This is a genomic window from Thermococcus waiotapuensis, from assembly GCF_055384795.1.
This window is the reverse complement of record NZ_AP042429.1, coordinates 1756352-1773807: the sequence shown is the minus strand read 5'-3', so window position 1 is coordinate 1773807 and position 17456 is coordinate 1756352. Positions and strand designations below refer to the sequence as shown.

Here is a 17456-nt window from a genome sequence, read left to right as displayed (position 1 = left end):
TCTCCCTCACACGGCATTGGAAAGAGCCCTTATTAGACCTTTTGCCATCCTGTCAATGACCGGTATCCTGTAGGTTCTGCCACGCAGGTAGGTGTACATGCCGAAGGCGGCGTAGATTAACCAGGCGTAAACGACGTACATGGCCGGTCCGAAGTTGGGGTAAACCCTGTTAACGGGCATGTGCCAGACGGCCATGAACGCCAGCCAGGCGAAGAAGCCCATGACACTTGAGTAAGCCGCGTGTACCCTGGTGAACTCGTCTGTGTCCTTCATCAGTATCAGGGGCACGCCCCCAACGAAGCCGAAGATGTAGGCTATGAAAGCATTAGTAACCCTCCCCGTTCCCTTCGTCCCAACACCTTCAGTTTTTGTAACCGACATTTTCGATCACCTCCGCTATGGCCTCGGTCAAGAGGGAATCTCGGTGGTTAAGTTTGGCCCGGTAATATTTCAGGCCGAGCTTATCGGCGACACCTCTGTACTCCACATCGAGCTCGTAGAGGGTCTCGACGTTCTCCACGATGAAGCTGAGAGGATAAACGAGCACCTCTTTGACTCCCTCCGATTTGAGCCTACTCAAAACCTCAGGAACCCCGGGGCCGAGCCATTTACCTCTTCCGAACTTACTCTGGAATGCTATTTCCCACGGCAGGTCGAAGACATCCATAACCCTCTCCGCCAGCTTCCGATGGGTTCTCTCGTAGGGGTCGCCTTTCTCGACTACCTTCCTTGGCAGGCTGTGGACGCTAAGGATGACGTAGGGGTTTTCAAAGCCGCTCTCCTGCAGGCCCTTCTCGATATTCTTTCTGATCCAGCGGATGAACTTCTCGTTGTTCCACCACTCCTTTACGTAGGGCTTCTCCCCGAAGAGCTCCCTTATCTTGATCAGACAGCGCTCGGTGGTTGAGCCTGAGTAAACGTGATAGAGGGGGAAGGCCAGATCGAAGTCCCAGTCAAGCTCCTCGAGGAGTGGCCTAGAGTAGCACATGCCGAGCCTTATCTCGTGGCCAGTCCTCTCGCTCACAGCCTTTGCTATCTCTTCAATGTGCTCTACGAGCGGACTCTTGCCGCCGATTGCCCCGTAGTGGCCCCTGACGTGTCTCGCTCGGGCCTTGGCCATGCCCCTGATTATCTCCTTAGCCCCCGGAACGTCGAGACCTATGTGGTGCCTCACGTCATAGAGAAATCGGAATAGGAAGTCCTCAACTTCATCGGGTCCCGTTGGTGCTCCCATATAGGTAAAAAGAACCCTCAACGTTCCACCCCCAAAAAGGAAAGGGTCAGAGCTTGCCGTTCAAAGCCGCTCCAAGGTTCTTCGCCAGGGTTAGAAGGAAGCCCAAGCCCTTCTGCACGTCCTCATCGCGGAGGTAGCCAAGCGCCGCGGTCATGCCGACCCTCGGCACCTCCTTGGGGTCGGTCTTTGCCAAAGCCTTGAGGAGCGCCCTAACAAGCTCCTCCGTGTTCCAGCTGATCTCCCTGACTTCGGCAGTTTCAAGCTCCCTAACGGGTTCGAGGGCGGCGTTTCCGACACCCAAAAGTCTGAGGAGGGCTTTTTCCTCCGCTATCGTCTCAAGGAGCTTGTCGCCGTTCTCGGTCATAGACTTGAGCAACCCGAGGGTTCCTCCTTTCTTGAGGGCCAGGGCGACCTCGGCCAGCTCCCTTATGGCAACAACCTCCTCGGGGGTAAGGGTAAGCTCGCTCATCTCAACCACCTCACAGCCTCAAACTGTCAAGCCAACCCCTGTAGAAAGAGTCCTTCATCAGCCTTACGAGCGGGCTCTTGATGAGGAGGTAGCACTCGCGCTTGTACTTGTCCCCTGCCCACTCATACTCGCAGTTCCCTGAGAAACCGGTGTTGTAGCCGTGACCGAGGCAGAGTGTCGGGGCGTATTCAGCGACCGGGTAGCCGCCGTGTATCCTGTGGAGGATGCTGGTCGCCGCGACGATTGAAGCGTTGTGGAGCGGGACTCCCGCGGTGAGGAGTCCGAGCGGCGGCATGCTGGCTTCGCTGACGATGTAGACATCATCATAGTCTGCGTAGCGGAAGTCCGGGCCGACTACCTTAGCCCAGCGCGGGTCCTTTTCGTCGGCCATGGAGGACATTATATCGGGAATAGCTATCGGCGGAATCTTGATGAGCAGGTCGTAGTCTACCTCGGCGCTCTTGGTTACGACCTTGTTCGGCGTTATCTCGACGTGGCCATCGTTGTGGATGAAGTTAACGCGGGCTTTCTCCATTTCCTTCTCGAAGAACCTCACAATGTCGGGACCAAGAGCTATGGCAGGCCTTTTGTCGGGGTGGACGACGGTTATCTCAATGTTTTCAATCCCGCGGTGCTCGAAGTACATTCTTAAGTTGAGACTCATCTCGTAGGGGTATATCCCACAGCGGTGAGGGCCTTCTGGGGCGTAGATGACTATCTTTCCGCCCCTGAACTTCGACAAAGCCTCGTGCAGCTCAAGCGCTCCCTCAAGGGTGTAGTTGTGGTAGCCATATTCCTTCATCCCCTTGTACTTGTCCCAGACGTACTTGACGCCCAACCCCAGGAACAGGTAGTCGTAGTCGTAGGTCTTTCCGCTTTCAGTTTTAACCTGTCTGTTGGAGGGGTCTATCTCAGTGACCCTGTCGATGTCTACCCTGAAGCCGTATGCCTTTTCCGCGTTCTTTATCGGAGCCCAGGTCTCATCGGCTGAGGCCGAACCGAGGGCCACCTCCATGAAAAGCGGCGGCATGTAGTGCCTTTCGCTCGCGGTAACCATTGTGACGTCCACATCGATGCCAAGCCTCTTAGCCTCTGTAGTTATGTATCTCCCCGCTACAAGGCCGGCGGTTCCACCACCCAAAACTAAAACCTTCGTCATACCTGCACCTCCCGATAGGTTCGTTCCACTGATTTAGACTTTTGAGATATATAACCCTTTCTATTATCGCACCTTTTAGGTTTGAAACACTTAAAACACAAAAGGCTTTTAAGAACAAAATCCAAAGTTGTATTCTGGTGATGCCCATGGCCGTGAATGCTGAAACCGGGGCGGAAGTGCTCTATGGGCTGGCGGCCATAGCGTTAACACTGCTATTCGTGTTGCTGGCATTCCTGCTGCACAACGTTGTATGGATTGTGGTAGGGATGCTCTTTAGTTTGGGGTTCATTCTCTACGAGGCCGAAGTCCACGGGAAGGGCTTCTTCGCGAAGCCAAAATCAAAAAGTTAGTTTCGGCAGAATCTTTCGTTTTTTGACGATGAACTCTTTTGAGATGTCCGAAAACGTTATAAGTTTAGACTTCGATATCCTAAATTTGGAGAACAAACCCGGAGGTGAAACGGGATGGACCCGGTGTTGCTTTCGAGGATACAGTTTGCCTTGACGGCGGCCTACCACTGGATTTTTGTGCCCGGAAGCATAGGACTGGCCTTCATGGTGTTCCTGCTGTGGACTATGGCTGCGATAACCAATGAGGAGCAGTGGCACAAGGCGGCAAAGTTCTTCAGCAAGTGGCTCGGGGTGTTTTTCGTGCTGGGCGTTCCTTCGGGAATCGTCATGGAGTTCGAGTTCGGGGCGAACTGGGCAAACTACTCAACGTTCGTAGGCTCTATCTTCGGGCCGCCGCTTATGCTTGAAGGTCTCTTCGCCTTCGCCCTTGAGTCGACCTTTATCGGCGTCCTTCTCTTCGGCATGGACCGGCTCCCGAGGGTCATAAGCTGGATTTCATCCTTCTTCGTCTTCATTGGTTCAAGCCTCTCCGGCCTGTGGATCCTCATAGCCAACAGCTGGCAGCAGGTTCCAAGCGCTTACATAATCAAGGACACCCCCCTCGGCCCGAGGGCTGAACTCACAGACTTCATGAAGGCGGTTTTCAACCCCCTCTTAGTCAGCCAGTACACCCATACCATAAACTCCGCGATAATAACCGGTGCCTACATCGTCACCGCGGTTGGGGCCTATTACCTCCTCAAGAAGAGGCACGTCCAGGTAGCGCGCTCAGCTCTCGCTATAGGAATAGTCGTCCTTGCTATAAGCTCGATAATCCAGCTCTACCCCACGGGTCACGAGCAGGGTAGGGTCATAGCCGAGTACCAGCCGACCAAGTTAGCGGCCGACGAGGGCCTCTACAGGACTGAAAGCGGCGCCCCAATGCTCGTCTTTGGGATAGTTGACGAGAAGAACCAGGAGGTCAAGGCTGCCGTAGGGATTCCCAAGTTATTGAGCTGGCTGGCTTTTGGGGACTGGAATGCGAAGGTTCTGGGACTTCACGATGCCGCTGAATACGTCTGGTACCAGCAGGTTCTTAACAACCCGAATTATGCCGACGATAACGTCAGGAAGGAGGTAGTTGAGCAGATAATGAGGGCCCATGGCGTTGATCCGAACGACCCACAGGCCAACGAGAAGATGGTCAGGGTTCTTGAGGACGCCCTGCCGGTTGCCTTCATGTTCTACGCATACCGCGTCATGGTTGGTCTTGGGGTGCTCTTCATCCTTATAGGCCTTGTCGGAGTTCTTCTCTTACTCCTTGGCAAGCTCTACGACACAAGATGGTTCCTCAGGGTGCTCCTGGTTACTTTGCCGCTCCCGTGGCTTGCCAGCGAGTCAGGCTGGTTCACCCACGAAATCGGAAGGCAGCCCTGGATGGTCTGGGGCATGGTCACAGTCAACACAGGCGTTTCACAAAACATTTCAGCGACCAGCGTGTTGATAACCCTCATCGGCTTCGTCGTGGTCTACAGCATATTATTCTACATCTGGCTCCACTTCGTCAAGAAGCTCGTCATTGAGGGCCCCGAGCCCGTTGAGGGCGACGCTACCTCAGTTCCCGCTCCAGCTTTAAGCGCCGCTGGGGGTGGTCAGTGATGGACTACGCGACTGCCTGGTTTTACTTTTCAGCCTTCCTCCTTGGGATGTACCTTGCCTTTGACGGGTTTGACCTCGGAATGGGGACACTGTTGGCCTTCATCAGGGACCAGAAGGACAGGGATGTGCTCCTAAACACGATCGCCCCGGTCTGGGACGGCAACGAGGTCTGGTTCATCACCTGGGGTGCTGGACTCTTCGCGATGTGGCCAGCGCTCTATGCGACGCTTTTCAGCACCTTCTACCTCGGGGTCTGGCTCTTGGCGTTCCTGTTCATCTTCAGAGCCGTTGGCTTCGAGTTCAGGAACAGGAACAAGGCCCTCTGGGATAAGCTCTTCGCCCTCGTCAGCGCCCTGATACCGCTCGTCATAGGCGTTATCGTCGGCAACCTGGTTATGGGAATCCCGCTGGATGCAAACGGCTTCCACGGCTCACTGCTGACACTCTTCAGACCCTACCCGCTCATAGTGGGCCTCTTCGTGCTCTTTGCCGTGACCTGGCATGGGGCGAACTGGGCGGTCTACAGGACAACTGGGAAGATCCAGGAGCAGATGAAGAAGCACGCCTTCAACTTCTGGGTCCTCACGGTGGTCTTCCTCCTGCTCACGGTGGTCGGCATGAAGGTCTGGGCGCCCTCAAGGTTCGAGAGAGCTCTGACACCGCTCGGCCTTGGACTGACGCTGATAATCCTCGCCGCGGGACTGCTCGACGGATACCTCATCAAAAAGGGCTCAGAAAAGCTCAGCTTCTACATCAGCTGGTTAGCGTTCCCGCTGGTGGTCTACCTCGTCTACTACACCATGTACCCCTACTGGGTCATCTCCACAACCGACCCGGACTTCAAGCTCAGCATACACGACCTGGCAGCATCGCCGCTGACCCTCCAGGCCGTTCTCGGCGTTTCGGTGGTGCTTGCGGTGATAATCATGGCCTACACCCTCTACGTCTACAGAATGTTCGGCGGGAAGGTTACCGAGGCGGAGGGCTACTACTGAGTTCCCTTTCTTTACTTTTGAATTTCGAACTTTAAGCAAAAAGTTTATAATTCGGTAAGTCTGGGTTTGTTTTGGTAACCTAAGGGACGGTGGTCGAAATGTCCCGGGAAAAATCTACGAGCTCATGGCCCTATGATGAAAAGCCCTTCCTCGTTTTCTGGGAAACCACGAAGGCCTGCCAGCTCAAGTGCAAACACTGCCGCGCCGAGGCTATTTTTCAGGCCCTTCTAGGAGAATTGACTACAGAGGAAGGGAAGGGGCTCATAGATTCTCTAACTGAGTTCGGAAGGCCATATCCTATCCTGATCCTTACGGGTGGAGACCCGCTCATGAGAAAGGACATCTTTGAGCTAATAGAATACGCCGTTGAAAAGGGCATCCGCGTTGGTTTGGCTCCAGCGGTAACTCCCCTCCTCACCGAGGAAGCGATAGATAAAATCGTCGAGCACGGCGTTAAAGCAGTCAGCATAAGCCTTGACAGCCCGTTTCCAGAGGTTCACGACGCGATTAGAGGTATCGAGGGAACGTGGGAAAGAACCGTCTGGGCGATAAAGGAGTTCCTAAAGAGAAACGTGGCAGTCCAGGTAAATACCGTTGTCATGCGCGAAACCGTTGAAGGCCTTCCCGAGATGGTGAAGCTCCTAAAAGACCTTGGCGTTGAGGTATGGGAGGTTTTCTACCTCGTTCCAACTGGTAGGGGGAACTTCGAGAGCGACTTAAGGCCGGAGGAGTGGGAAGACGTTACTCACTTTCTCTACGAGGCTTCAAAGCACCTTCTCGTCAGAACGACGGAGGGGCCTATGTTCAGGCGCGTGGCGATAATGAGGAAGGCCATTGAGGAGAAAGGAATTAACCCGGACGAAGTTCTAAAGTCAGGGGAACTCTACCTCAGGCTCAAGAGAAAGCTTGTTGAATTGCTTGGGGAGGGTGGAGAAGAGAGGGCTCAAACAATTGGGACGCGCGATGGAAGGGGAATAGTCTTCATTGCCTACAATGGCGACGTCTTCCCTAGCGGTTTCCTGCCTTACAGCGTCGGGAACGTGAGAGAAAAGAGCCTCGTCGAGATTTACAGGGAAAGTGAGCTTATGAAAAAGCTTCGCTCGGCTGAGTTCGGGGGAAGATGCGGAGTCTGCGAGTTTAAGGAGGTATGTGGTGGGAGCAGGGCACGGGCCTACGCTTACCATATAGACCCGCTCGCCGAGGACCAGGCCTGCCCCTATGAGCCTGGCTCCTACCTCAAGCTGGCTGAAAATCTCAACCTGAATCTCCCAATCGGGGTTTTTGGGAAACAAAACCCAGTATGAGGTGGTAGGGATGAAATGGGAGGCCGCTTTAGTCGTCGGAGTCCTGTTGGTTTCAGTTTTAGGTGCCGGCTGTATGGGAAGCTCGAACACCTCGGAGAAGACAACGACCCCAAAGGAGATAACCGTTGAGGACTTCGCGGGTAGGAACGTGACGGTTAGGGTTCCGGTTCAGAGGGCAGTGATAATGTCAACTTCGGTTCTTGAAATAGTCCAGCTCCTCAACGCGAGCGACCAGGTCGTTGGAATCCCGGAGGAAGCGAAGGATGACGTTTTTCTCAGTCCTGGGCTGAAGAACAAGACAGTAGTCGGCAAGATGCTCAACGTGAATGACTGGGAAAAGGTCTTAGCTTTGAACCCTGACCTCATCGTTAACTTCTACCTGAAGAAGTTCTACGATGTAGACGAGTTCCTCAACAGGTCGGCAAGTTATAACATCCCTGTGATAATGCTCCGCGAGGACAACCTTGAGGACGTGACGAAAGCGATTGAGCTGCTCGGGAAGATTTTTGGAAAGGAGAAGGAGGCCCAAGCCTTCGAGGACTACTTCAACGAGCAGGTGAGCAGAGTAAAGGCGATTACCTCGAAGATACCGAGCGAGGACAGAAAGAAAGTCATTATGATAGAGCCGATAATGGGCAAATACTATCTCGTCAACGGCAACGACGTCTTAGCTCAGGCCGTTAGCGTTGTTGGAGCAGACTACCTTGTGAACCTCACTTTCACCGGTTACACTCCAGTTAGGGTGCCAATGGACAAGGAGAAGATAATCGCTGACTACAAAGACGCCGATGTTGTAATCCTTCTCACGGATTCAGTTACGCCCTACGAAAAGGTTGAAGAGCTTAAGAATGAGATGCTGAACGACGACTCCTGGAAGCTCATAAAGGCCGTTGGGGAAGGCAACGTATTTGTTCTAAGGGCCGATAAGGGCAAAGATAGCTTCCTCATTTGGAGCCCAAGGATGGCCGTTGGAGTCTGGATCCTAGGAAAGGTGATTTATCCTGACTACTACCCGGACTGGGAAGGCAAGGCGAAAGAGTTCGTGGAGAGGTTCTATCCCTTCCTCTCCTGACCCTTTTTGGGTAGAACCATGGTGAAGGTGATAGAGGGGCGTCCATGAAAGAATAAGACCTAAGCTTATCCCCGATTTCAAGGAGAAGAGCCTTGTCAATGAAGAGCATCTCCCTGACGAGCGTCCTGGGCGGCGGTGAGAGGCTTGGGACACCCTTGACAGGAAAACTTTATACCTTGGTTCATTCTTGATTCAGGACCTACGAGATAGGAAGGCTCGTGCACGGAAGACACTTCCCGGACTGGAAAGACCCGGCAAAAGAGCTTTATGATCTCGGAGGTGTTGAAAGATGAAAAAGTTTGCCCTGGCGATCCTTCCTTTACTTGCGATACTCTTAGATATCTTCATTGGGAGCTATCCTACCAATCCGTTCCACCTTACAGAAGGGGCCGTTAGAATAATCTGGGACATCCGACTGCCGAGGGCTCTTATGGGAGTCTCAGCGGGAATAGCACTCTCTTTAGGTGGGATGATCCTGCAGGCGGTTTTCAGGAACCCCCTCGTTGACACCTACATCCTCGGCGTCTCCTCGGGAGTTGCCCTCGGGGCGGCTGTAGCTGTTACCTTTTTGCCTTTCGCCGGAATTGCGCCTTTGGCACTCCTATTCAGCCTCCTAGCAGTTTCTCTCGCCTACTGGATGGCAAGGATAAACGGTAAGGTTTCAACGGTCTCCCTCATCCTTGCTGGAATAATCGTTACTGCCTTCTTCTCGGCTCTGCTTTCGCTCCTTGAGCTCCTCCTTCCGAGCGAGAGCTTATCGGCTTTGGTAGTTTGGCTGATGGGTAGTTTATCCGGTGCCAGCTGGGAGATGGTTACATACTCGCTCCCAGGTGTACTCATCTTGGCACTAATCCTCTTCCTCCTCCGCTGGAACCTCAACGCGATGAGTTTGGGGGATGAGGCTGAGCTTTTAGGCCTAAACGTTCACCTCTGGAGGGGAATTTTTGTCTTCATCTCTGCTTTGATGACGGCACTGGTAGTTTCATTCACGGGAATAATCGGTTGGCTCGGGTTGATCGTTCCTCACATAGCCAGAATGCTCGTCGGCCCGGAACACTCAAAGCTAATCCCTGCGACGATTTCAATCGGAATCACTATGATGGTTTTGGCGGATTTTGTGGTCAGGCTTCTCCCTGGAGATGTTCCGGTTGGAATAATAACGACTCTCGTTGGCGTTCCCTTCTTCGGCTACCTTTTGAGAAAGACCGGAGGTGGATGGAGTTGAGGATTCTAATCGTTTACACGACTCGTTATGGAATGACCGAAAGGGCCTCGGAACTGGTCAAAATGCTCTTTGAGGACAGAGGACATAAGGTTGATGTTTCACGGGTAGAGGAGGATCCTTCGCCCAGTGGCTACGACCTCGTAATCATGGGCGCCCCAGTTTACCGTGACGGTCCGCACTGGGGTTTGATGGAATGGATTAAAAGGCACAGGGGGGAGCTTGAAGAGGTTCCTAAAGTGTTCTTCTTGGTTGCGATGCATTTAGCGGGCTCGGCCTTTATGGGGAAGCTCCACGGTGGCATAGCCTATGCCCAGTCACTGTTGGATGCCTTTGAGGTTCCACCATTCTACGGGACGCTCATTGGGGGCGAGATAGATCCGGAGAAGATGAGCGATGAGGACAGGATGAAGATGAGACGCTTTTATGCGGTTCTTGGAGAAAAGCTGGAGAAGAAGAGCCTCTTCAGTGAGAAGGACGTAGAAGCCTTCGTGAGGAGGACTCTACTCTACTATGAGTGGTTTGGGAAGCACTTCAAGCGTGGAGAGGTTGAAAAGGCCAAAGACTTTGAGTTTATGGGGAAGGTGAGGGAACTTGAGCGACTTATTGGTTGAGGGCGTTAGCTATTCCTTCGGTGACTTTGAAATTAAGGACGTGAACCTCGAAGTCAAGAAAGGTGAAATAGCCTCGATAATCGGCCCCAACGGGGCAGGAAAGAGCACCCTCCTCAAACTCATATACGGCCTCATAAGGCCTGAGAAAGGAAGGGTTTTGGTGGAGGGAAGAGATGTCCTCGGGCTTTCCCCCGGAGAAAGGGCAAAAATTCTCGGCTTCGTTCCCCAGAACCACGTTCCAACGTTTCCATTTAAGGTCCTGGACTTCGTCCTCCTTGGTGCAACGCCTGAGTTGGGGCCCTTTGGCGCTCCTGGCGAAAAACATCGGAGAAAAGCCTGGGAACTGCTCAGGACGTTTGGCCTTGAGAACTACGCCGAAAGGCCTTACACCTCTCTCAGCGGCGGCCAAATGAGGCTCCTCTTAACTGCCAGGGCATTGATGACCTCTCCAAAGTACCTCCTCCTCGACGAGCCGACGAGCGAACTTGATCTGAAAAACTCCGTTCTCGTCCTCCAGACTGTTAAGAAACTAGCAAGGGGAGGCGTTGGTGTTCTTTTAGTCATACACGACCCCAATCTGGCATACCTCTTCTCCGACAGGCTCGTTCTAATGAAAGACGGAAAGATAGTCACTCAAGGGAAGCCAGACGAGGTATTTGATGGGGAGCTTTTAAGTGAGGTCTACGGAATAGAGCTCAGGCTCGTTGACTGCTCCGGTGAAACCGTTTTAAGGCCGAAGTTAGAGGTGTGAACGATGGAGGACATGAGAGATTACCTTGAGTGGCTTGAAAGAAGGGGCGAGCTCATTCGCGTTGAAGAGCAGCTTTCGCCAGAGCTGGAAATCCCGGCCTTTCTGAGGAAGGCCATGTATGGGAAGAAGGGGGCCGTTCTCTTTGAGAGGGTTAAGGGCTATCCAGAGTGGAGGGTTGCTGGAAACCTCTTCACAAGGGTTGAAACAGTCAGGGAGGCCTTGGGCGTTGAGAGGCTTGAAGAGATAGGCGAGAGGCCGCTCAGGCTTTTGGAGAGCCTCCCTCTCGGCCTTTCCGAGAAGATCTCTTCCCTTGGAAAGCTCAAGGAGATGAGTTCCTACCTCCCAAAGGTTGTCAGGAGAGCGGAGTTCACGAAGAACGTTGTGGAAGACGAGCCGTTGAACTTCATCCCGGCTTTCAAAACATGGCCAAAAGACGCCTCCCGTTACCTCACATATCCCCTTGTCTGCTTCTCCGACCCGAGGGGGGTGAACTCCATCGGTGTTTACCGCGTTATGCTCCTCGATGGCTTTACCGGGGTAATTCACTGGCAGATACACAAGCGCGGGAGCCAGGCCTGGGGGGATTACTTTGAGAGAAACGAGGGCAAGATGCCGGTGGCAATAGCCATAGGCTCTGACATAGGAACGCTTTTGACAGCCGTCTCTCCCGTCCCCTATCCGATGGACAAGCTCCTCTTTGCTGGCTTCGTGAGGGGTTCCGGTTTGGAGCTCTATCGTCTCCCCAGTGGTATCCTTGTTCCGGCGAACGCTGAGGCCGTCATAGAGGGCTACGTTGGCGTGAACGAGCTGGGCGAAGAGGGGCCCTTTGGGGACCACTTCGGCTTTTACGACAGGCCAAGCGAGAGGAACGAGCTTTACCCGGTTTTTCACGCCGAACGCCTGTATTACCGCGATGACCCGATTTACTATGGCTCAGTAGTAGGGAAGCCGCCGCTTGAGGATGCAGTCATCGGAAAGGCCATTGAGAGGATCTTTCTCCCCCTGATGAAGATGATTCTCCCGGAGGTTGTTGACGTTAATTTTCCCGAACACGGCGTCTTTCAGGGTGTTGCCATAGTATCGATAAAGAAGCGCTATCCTGGCCAGGGTAAAAAGGTTCTCAACGCCCTCTGGGGAACGGGCCAGATGGCGCTGACAAAGGTTATAATAGTCGTCAGCGAAGATATAAACGTCCACGACGTAAACCAGGTAATCTGGGCCCTCGCTTCCTTCGTCAACCCAGAGAGGGACGTTTTGATAATCCCGAACGCCCACACAGATGCCCTCGACCCAGCCGTTCCGAACCCGCCCCTCGGGAGCAAGCTCGGCATAGACGCCACGAGGAAGCTCCCGCTGGAGATGAACGGCAGGACCGTGGAGGAGGTGAAGGAAGACCCCGAAGTCCTTAAGAAGCTTGAGGGCCTTTTCAAAAAGTACCTCGGTGGTTGAGATGGTCTTTGACCCGGGTGAAGTCAGTAAAGCCAACAGGTTTCACGCCCTCATGAGGCTCGTCAGGATAGAGCACACCCTCTTTAGCCTGCCTTACGCTTACGTTGGAGCGCTCCTCAGCGGTTTCCAAGTTACTTTGGCTGAGATAATCCTCATGAGCCTCGCCCTCCTCGGGTTGAGGACCGCCGCTTTAGCCTACAACAACATAGCTGACATAGACATAGACAGCCTGAACCCGAGAACGTGGAACAGGCCCCTGATCAAAGGGACGGTAAAAATCAGCGACGCGTGGTGGCTCGTCGTCGTTGGTTCGGTCCTTTACTTCGTCTCGGCCGTTTTGTTGAACTTCTGGACAGCTTTGCTCAGTCCGATTCCCTGGATTCTGGCCCTCAGCTATCCCCAGGGAAAGAGGAAGCACAGCTTTCCGCATCTGCACCTCGGTTTAACCCTGGCGATGGCCGTGACAGGAGGGACGATTGCATCGGGAGGCGACGAGGCCAACCTTTTGGTTCTCCTTGAGAATGTCCCATGGGCCTTCTTCTTCGGAGTGCTCTTCTGGGTCGCCGGATTTGATACGATATACGCCCTCATGGACTACGAGTTCGACGTGAAGCATGGCGTTGGGAGCATTCCTGCACGGTTCGGGATAAAGAGGGGCCTTGACATCGCTTTAACATTTCACCTCATTGCGATAGCACTCTTTGGCCTTGCAGGCCCCCTCTACGGCCTCGGGGGGGTTTATCAGCTCGGCTGGGCCGTCGGGAGCTTTTTAATCCTCTACGAAAACTACCTCTCGAGGAAGGGCCTTGAGAACGTTCCGAAGGCTTTCAACCTCAACATCCCCATAGGGCTGGTACTGACCCTCTCGGCCATAGTTGATGCCCTGTTAAAGCTCGGGGGTGGTTGAATGAAAAAGGTACCGGTGCTGTTCATCCTCGGATTGATGGTCTTAACCGCAGGGTGTATAGGCTCGAACTCCGGAGAAAAGGCCTCTGGCGAACTGCCCACCGTCAGGGCCGCCACACTGCTCGGGGGGATAAGCACGCTCGACGTGATGGGGGCAAAAGGACTCGACGAGAAGAACGGCTTCCACGTGGAGGTTCAGCGTCTCGGTAAGACCCCTGACATCGTGGCGGCCCTCAACAACGGGGAAACCGACTTAGCGGTTATTCCGGCCGAAATGGCGGCGAACTTAGCACAGAGCGGCGTTGACATCAAAATAATCTCCGTTGACATGTTCCAGAACCAGGTGATAGTCGGAAAGGAAAAGATGAAACCGGAGGAACTTAAGGGCAGAAAGATAGGGGCGGTGGTTGCTTCTGGCACCTTCAAGCTCTTCCAGGCGTACATGAAAGTCCTCTACAACCTAACTCCCAACGACTACACCGTCGTCAACGTCCCCCTCGGCTCGATGGAGGACTCGCTGAGGGACGTTGATGCAGTCGTCGTCTGGGAGCCATTAGCGAGCCAGCTTATGGCAAAGAACTACACCGTCATAGCGACTTTCTCGGACCTCTGGGACGAGGCGAGGGCCAGGGGCCTGGTCAACGGTTCACCAGTCATGCTTGTCTGGGTGGTCAGGGGGGACTTCTTAAAGGAGCACAAGAACCTCGTCGATGCCTTCATAAGGGCCCAGCTCGATAGCGCCCGCTACTGGAAGGCCAACCCTGACGAGACGAAGGCAATACTCAGGAACCTCTACCACCTCGACGAAAAGACCATTGAAATTCTCTACACAAGAACGTTTGTCAACGAGGGAAAGCTTGACGGTGAACTGATAACCGGCATAAAGTCAGAGTGGGAACTTGCCTACCTCGGCGGCTACCTTGAGAAGGACCCGTCTGGCTTAGATATCTTCTACGAGGGCTGAAGATGAGGCGTGGCTGGCTTTACCTCTTCCTTTTTGCACTGGCCTCATGGATGGCCTTAGCCCGGCTATACCCTATGCTCATCCCAGGAATAGGTGAGACCCTTGCCTTCTATCCGAAAGCAGGCTACGATTTAGTTCTCGAATCCCTCCTCCTGACGCTCTATCACAGCCTTTGGGGGTTTATAGTCGCTTTTGGATTGACTTGGGGCTTAATACTGCTCGCCCTTTACTCGAAGGAGTTTAGGGCCTTTTTGAACTCGCTCAACATCTTCATCCAGAGCGTTTCCGTTCTGGTGTGGACGATAATTTTCATAATGATCTTCGGCGTTACAAGCTCGATAGCACCTATTCTCGTCACGGCAATGGCGGCCTTTCCAGCACTCCTTTCGGCGGGCATAAGCTCAAGTGAGAATCTGATAGAGAGGTACCGCCCTCTGATAGTTCTCCTTAAACCTTCCAAGCCCCAGCTCTACTGGCACTTTATAGCCCCCGGAACACTGCCCGAAATGGTCTCCGCGAGCAGGGTGGCCATCGGCATCGCTTTAAGGATAAGTGTCGTTGCTGAAGCCTTCGGTTCCGCTGGGGGGATAGGCTACCAGCTGATTTACTCCTACGACCTCGGAGTTAAAGCCGGGGTTTTTGCGTGGGCATTGCTCCTGGTTGTCCTTATGGTTACTATCGACCAGCTCTTACTGAGGAGGCTTGAGGAATGGGTGAGGCGCTGGTACTGGTGAGAAACTTAGAGAAATCTTTCAGCGGCGAGAAGATACTCGGGGGAATAACCCTTGAAGCTAACCGTGGCGAAGTAGTTGGCATAGTCGGGCCAAACGGAACGGGGAAGAGCACGCTCGTGAAGATCTTGGCTGGAGTTGAAAGGCCCGATTCGGGCGAGGCCTTAGTGAGGGGAAAGCTTTCCCTCGTCTACCAGGAGGACTATCTCCTCCCCTGGAAAAGGCTCCGCGATAACCTTTGTCTCGGCCTCAGGTTCAGGGGAGGGGACTGCGACTCGCTTCCCATCGCTAAAAGGCTAATGATAGACAGGTTCCTGGACAAGTACCCTAAGGAAGTCAGCGGTGGAACGAGGAGGAAGGCGGCGATAGCGAGGGCCCTGCTTTTTGACTTCGACGTTTTGATCCTCGATGAGCCTCTTACTGGCCTTGACACCGAGTCAAAGGACACCCTCCTCTCAATTATCGAGGAGCTCGCTGAATCTGGAAAAGCCGTTCTTATAGTGTCGCACCAGCTCGAAGAGCTGTTCAGGGTCGCCCACAGGGTTTACGTCCTGAACGGGAGGCCGGCGATAGTCACGAAAGTCCTGCGTAAAGAGGAGCTTGGCAAAGGGGCTGTTTGATAGCGTGCCTGAGACCATAACGGGTTCGTCAAAGGGAGAGTTTCGGGGGAAGTCTGGCGACCACTACCTTAACTGCACCGTTCACGAGGCTCTTTTCTTCAAGGACTCTGAAGCCGTTGTCCTTCAAAAGTCCGGTGACGTCAGTCCTGAAGTCGGTTCCAGTTATTTTACTCGTCAGAGTGCTTAACCCACTTAAAAGAGCCCTGAAGATTGGATTTCTCGGTAGAGAGCACTCCATTGATAGCAGGACTCCGTTCGGCTTTAGTACCCGCCTTACTTCGCTTAAAACCTTCTCTTTTTCAGGAACGACGCAGAGGAAGAAGGTGGAAACGGCTGTATCAAAGCTCTCATCTGGAAAGGGGAGGAGGCGGGCATCTGATTTGACGAGCTTTACTGCGGCTTTACTCCTCTTTTTTCTGGCCTTTTCGAGCATCTTCTCGCTGATGTCAACGCCCGTAACTTCAACTCCCTGCCTGTAAAAGGGCAAGTTTAATCCGGTCCCAACGCCTAGCTCAAGAACTTTCCCCTCAGCCAGGCTCACAAGCTCCCTTCTGGCTTTTCTTATCCCCGTCGGCACTTCGAGGATCGTGTTTATCGGCTCGTAGACGTAGCTCACCGGGTCGTAGCCCACCGCAGACCCTCCGCGGCGAAGGCTATGGACTCCTCAAGAGGTCTTCCAAAGACAACGCCTTTTTCCGGGCAGACGTTAGGGGTTAAAGCCATTAGAAGGGAGTTATCGAGCTTTCCAGCAGCCTTTAAGAGGGACTCGGGCAGGGGAATAAGGAAAATCCGCTTTCCAGCTTTATTAACAACAAGCCTCACGAGCTGACCGAGCGGGATCACCTTTGCTCCGCAGACGTTCAGTTCGTCCCTCCCATTTTTCTCGGCAAGATCAGCGAGGAGTTTCGCCAAATCTCGAACATCAACTGGCTGGACGGGTGTTTTTAACTTTGGAAAGACCCTCCAGCGGAGAACCTCTTTGAAAAGCCTCTGTCCGGGGCCGAGGACGAGGGAGGGCCTGACTATCGCGTAGTCCCCGAGCTTTCTAACTTCCCGCTCACCGAGGGCCTTGCTCCTGAAGTATTCGATGGGGGAGTTCTCATCAGCCCCGAGGGCACTCATATGGACTAGTCTAATGTCCGTCCCTTTGATGGCATCTGAGAGGGCGCGGGGGATTTCATAGTGGACGGAATAATCGCCTTTTAGAACTCCAACGAGGTTTATGACGACGTCGGGGTCTAGTTCTTCCACGAGCCGGGCATAATCCTCTGGCAGTCCTGACACTTTAATTGTTCTAATATCGTACTTTAAGTCCCTCCTCGTCGGGACAACTACCTCGTGCTCCCTCTGGAGAAGCTCCCCGAGAACGTAACCACCTATGAAACCGCTCCCACCGAGGAGAAGAACCTTCATGGAAAAACCTCCAAACACCAAATAGGAAAAAGATCATGCCTTCTTGCTCAGCATGGTTCTGAGCTGTGCGCTTCTTGCTTTGAGTTCTCTGTCGAGCATGAAGGTTCCCTGGGGACTGTCGCCGATTATCTTGAGCTTGTCGAGGATGGCTTTGGTGCTTGCCTCCTCCTCGACCTGCTCTTTCACGAACCACTGGAGGAAGTTATGGGTCGCGTGGTCGTTCTCCTCCCGTGCAAGGTCAACGAGCTTGAATATTGATTGGGTAACGCCGACCTCGTGGAGGTAGACCGCCTCGAAGGCCTTGAGTGGGCTTTCAAAGGTCTGCTTTGGCTTTTCTATCCTCTCAAGTTCGACCTTACCGCCGCGGTCGAAGATGTAATCGTATATTCTAAGCGCGTGGCCGAGTTCTTCCTCCGCTTGTGCCTCCATCCAGCTGGCGAAACCCTCGAGGCTTTTGTCCCTGAAGTAGGCGGCCAAGCCAAAGTAGAAGTAGGCCGAGAAGAGCTCCTTGTTGAGCTGTTCATTCAGGGCCTTCAGCATTTTCTCACTCAGCACTAACATCACC

At 53.6% G+C, this 17456-nt stretch carries 20 protein-coding genes; 13 read left to right on the top strand and 7 right to left on the bottom strand.

Annotated features, from left to right (window positions below):
- Positions 1 to 6: 6 nt before the first annotated feature.
- From ACZ47M_RS09795 to ACZ47M_RS09780, 4 genes are read right to left on the bottom strand one after another with little or no spacing between them, the layout of a single operon-like run.
- Positions 7 to 381 carry a magnetosome magnetite crystal formation protein family gene (locus tag ACZ47M_RS09795; RefSeq protein WP_315341380.1) on the bottom strand — a complete coding sequence of 125 codons (375 nt, stop codon included), beginning with the start codon at positions 379 to 381 and terminating at the stop codon, positions 7 to 9.
- On the bottom strand, positions 362 to 1255 hold the full coding sequence (gene hemH, locus ACZ47M_RS09790; protein ID WP_315341381.1) for a ferrochelatase: 894 nt from the start codon (positions 1253 to 1255) through the stop codon (positions 362 to 364). Before hemH ends, ACZ47M_RS09795 begins: the two co-directional genes overlap by 20 nt.
- A gap of 25 nt (positions 1256 to 1280) precedes the next feature.
- Positions 1281 to 1703 carry a helical membrane plugin domain-containing protein gene (locus ACZ47M_RS09785; protein WP_315341383.1) on the bottom strand — a complete coding sequence of 141 codons (423 nt, stop codon included), beginning with the start codon at positions 1701 to 1703 and terminating at the stop codon, positions 1281 to 1283.
- Between the two features lie 10 nt (positions 1704 to 1713).
- Positions 1714 to 2862, bottom strand: coding sequence for an NAD(P)/FAD-dependent oxidoreductase (locus ACZ47M_RS09780; RefSeq protein WP_315341385.1), 1149 nt, complete (start codon positions 2860 to 2862; stop codon positions 1714 to 1716).
- A gap of 140 nt (positions 2863 to 3002) precedes the next feature.
- Between ACZ47M_RS09780 and ACZ47M_RS09775 the strand changes: the two genes are divergently transcribed.
- The 13 genes from ACZ47M_RS09775 to ACZ47M_RS09715 all read left to right on the top strand — a co-directional run bounded on the left by ACZ47M_RS09775 (position 3003) and on the right by ACZ47M_RS09715 (position 15478).
- Positions 3003 to 3212: a hypothetical protein gene (locus tag ACZ47M_RS09775; protein WP_315342172.1), complete on the top strand. Its 210-nt coding sequence runs from the start codon at positions 3003 to 3005 to the stop codon at positions 3210 to 3212.
- A 114-nt stretch (positions 3213 to 3326) separates the two neighbouring features.
- Positions 3327 to 4850, top strand: a complete 1524-nt coding sequence (locus tag ACZ47M_RS09770; RefSeq protein WP_315341388.1) for a cytochrome ubiquinol oxidase subunit I — start codon at positions 3327 to 3329, stop codon at positions 4848 to 4850.
- Positions 4850 to 5845, top strand: a complete 996-nt coding sequence (gene cydB / locus ACZ47M_RS09765) for a cytochrome d ubiquinol oxidase subunit II (RefSeq protein WP_315341391.1) — start codon at positions 4850 to 4852, stop codon at positions 5843 to 5845. The genes ACZ47M_RS09770 and cydB overlap by 1 nt, the downstream gene beginning before the upstream one ends.
- Before the next feature lie 98 nt (positions 5846 to 5943).
- Positions 5944 to 7149 carry a TIGR04053 family radical SAM/SPASM domain-containing protein gene (locus ACZ47M_RS09760; protein WP_315341394.1) on the top strand — a complete coding sequence of 402 codons (1206 nt, stop codon included), beginning with the start codon at positions 5944 to 5946 and terminating at the stop codon, positions 7147 to 7149.
- 10 nt (positions 7150 to 7159) lie between these two features.
- On the top strand, positions 7160 to 8221 hold the full coding sequence (locus ACZ47M_RS09755; RefSeq protein ID WP_315341396.1) for an ABC transporter substrate-binding protein: 1062 nt from the start codon (positions 7160 to 7162) through the stop codon (positions 8219 to 8221).
- A 289-nt stretch (positions 8222 to 8510) separates the two neighbouring features.
- The gene (locus ACZ47M_RS09750) at positions 8511 to 9446 is read left to right on the top strand and encodes a FecCD family ABC transporter permease (protein WP_315341399.1); all 936 of its coding nucleotides are present in this window, start codon (positions 8511 to 8513) and stop codon (positions 9444 to 9446) included.
- Positions 9443 to 10057, top strand: coding sequence for a flavodoxin domain-containing protein (locus ACZ47M_RS09745; RefSeq protein WP_315341402.1), 615 nt, complete (start codon positions 9443 to 9445; stop codon positions 10055 to 10057). Before ACZ47M_RS09750 ends, ACZ47M_RS09745 begins: the two co-directional genes overlap by 4 nt.
- The gene (locus ACZ47M_RS09740) at positions 10038 to 10808 is read left to right on the top strand and encodes an ABC transporter ATP-binding protein (RefSeq protein WP_315341405.1); all 771 of its coding nucleotides are present in this window, start codon (positions 10038 to 10040) and stop codon (positions 10806 to 10808) included. The genes ACZ47M_RS09745 and ACZ47M_RS09740 overlap by 20 nt, the downstream gene beginning before the upstream one ends.
- Before the next feature lie 3 nt (positions 10809 to 10811).
- Positions 10812 to 12257 (top strand): UbiD family decarboxylase, encoded by a 1446-nt coding sequence (locus tag ACZ47M_RS09735; RefSeq protein WP_315341409.1) that lies wholly within the window; start codon positions 10812 to 10814, stop codon positions 12255 to 12257.
- 1 nt (position 12258) lies between these two features.
- Positions 12259 to 13164, top strand: coding sequence for a 4-hydroxybenzoate octaprenyltransferase (locus tag ACZ47M_RS09730; RefSeq protein ID WP_315342174.1), 906 nt, complete (start codon positions 12259 to 12261; stop codon positions 13162 to 13164).
- Positions 13165 to 14127: an ABC transporter substrate-binding protein gene (locus tag ACZ47M_RS09725; RefSeq protein ID WP_315341412.1), complete on the top strand. Its 963-nt coding sequence runs from the start codon at positions 13165 to 13167 to the stop codon at positions 14125 to 14127.
- Between the two features lie 2 nt (positions 14128 to 14129).
- The gene (locus ACZ47M_RS09720; protein ID WP_315341415.1) at positions 14130 to 14861 is read left to right on the top strand and encodes an ABC transporter permease; all 732 of its coding nucleotides are present in this window, start codon (positions 14130 to 14132) and stop codon (positions 14859 to 14861) included.
- Positions 14837 to 15478, top strand: coding sequence for an ATP-binding cassette domain-containing protein (locus tag ACZ47M_RS09715; RefSeq protein ID WP_315341418.1), 642 nt, complete (start codon positions 14837 to 14839; stop codon positions 15476 to 15478). Before ACZ47M_RS09720 ends, ACZ47M_RS09715 begins: the two co-directional genes overlap by 25 nt.
- Before the next feature lie 28 nt (positions 15479 to 15506).
- On the opposite strand, the gene ACZ47M_RS09710 is transcribed toward ACZ47M_RS09715, so the two are convergent.
- Genes ACZ47M_RS09710 through ACZ47M_RS09700 form a run of 3 tightly spaced genes read right to left on the bottom strand, consistent with a single transcriptional unit; the run spans position 15507 to position 17446 of the window.
- Positions 15507 to 16109, bottom strand: coding sequence for a class I SAM-dependent methyltransferase (locus tag ACZ47M_RS09710; protein WP_315341422.1), 603 nt, complete (start codon positions 16107 to 16109; stop codon positions 15507 to 15509).
- Entirely contained in the window at positions 16091 to 16891 is an 801-nt protein-coding gene (locus tag ACZ47M_RS09705) for an NAD-dependent epimerase/dehydratase family protein (RefSeq protein ID WP_315341425.1), read from the bottom strand. Before ACZ47M_RS09705 ends, ACZ47M_RS09710 begins: the two co-directional genes overlap by 19 nt.
- 33 nt (positions 16892 to 16924) lie before the next feature.
- Positions 16925 to 17446 (bottom strand): ferritin, encoded by a 522-nt coding sequence (locus ACZ47M_RS09700; protein ID WP_315342175.1) that lies wholly within the window; start codon positions 17444 to 17446, stop codon positions 16925 to 16927.
- Between the last annotated feature and the right edge of the window lie 10 nt (positions 17447 to 17456).

What these genes read in the sequence shown, in the direction of transcription:
- ACZ47M_RS09785 (WP_315341383.1), bottom strand. Translation starts at nt 1,703, where the DNA reads ATGAGCGAGCTTACCCTTACCCCCGAGGAGGTTGTTGCCATAAGGGAG.
- ACZ47M_RS09735 (WP_315341409.1), top strand. Translation starts at nt 10,812, where the DNA reads ATGGAGGACATGAGAGATTACCTTGAGTGGCTTGAAAGAAGGGGCGAG.
- ACZ47M_RS09795 (WP_315341380.1), bottom strand. Translation starts at nt 381, where the DNA reads ATGTCGGTTACAAAAACTGAAGGTGTTGGGACGAAGGGAACGGGGAGG.
- ACZ47M_RS09725 (WP_315341412.1), top strand. Translation starts at nt 13,165, where the DNA reads ATGAAAAAGGTACCGGTGCTGTTCATCCTCGGATTGATGGTCTTAACC.
- ACZ47M_RS09760 (WP_315341394.1), top strand. Translation starts at nt 5,944, where the DNA reads ATGTCCCGGGAAAAATCTACGAGCTCATGGCCCTATGATGAAAAGCCC.
- ACZ47M_RS09780 (WP_315341385.1), bottom strand. Translation starts at nt 2,862, where the DNA reads ATGACGAAGGTTTTAGTTTTGGGTGGTGGAACCGCCGGCCTTGTAGCG.
- ACZ47M_RS09755 (WP_315341396.1), top strand. Translation starts at nt 7,160, where the DNA reads ATGAAATGGGAGGCCGCTTTAGTCGTCGGAGTCCTGTTGGTTTCAGTT.
- ACZ47M_RS09750 (WP_315341399.1), top strand. Translation starts at nt 8,511, where the DNA reads ATGAAAAAGTTTGCCCTGGCGATCCTTCCTTTACTTGCGATACTCTTA.
- ACZ47M_RS09770 (WP_315341388.1), top strand. Translation starts at nt 3,327, where the DNA reads ATGGACCCGGTGTTGCTTTCGAGGATACAGTTTGCCTTGACGGCGGCC.
- ACZ47M_RS09730 (WP_315342174.1), top strand. Translation starts at nt 12,259, where the DNA reads ATGGTCTTTGACCCGGGTGAAGTCAGTAAAGCCAACAGGTTTCACGCC.
- cydB (WP_315341391.1), top strand. Translation starts at nt 4,850, where the DNA reads ATGGACTACGCGACTGCCTGGTTTTACTTTTCAGCCTTCCTCCTTGGG.
- ACZ47M_RS09705 (WP_315341425.1), bottom strand. Translation starts at nt 16,891, where the DNA reads ATGAAGGTTCTTCTCCTCGGTGGGAGCGGTTTCATAGGTGGTTACGTT.
- ACZ47M_RS09720 (WP_315341415.1), top strand. Translation starts at nt 14,130, where the DNA reads ATGAGGCGTGGCTGGCTTTACCTCTTCCTTTTTGCACTGGCCTCATGG.
- ACZ47M_RS09715 (WP_315341418.1), top strand. Translation starts at nt 14,837, where the DNA reads ATGGGTGAGGCGCTGGTACTGGTGAGAAACTTAGAGAAATCTTTCAGC.
- ACZ47M_RS09775 (WP_315342172.1), top strand. Translation starts at nt 3,003, where the DNA reads ATGCCCATGGCCGTGAATGCTGAAACCGGGGCGGAAGTGCTCTATGGG.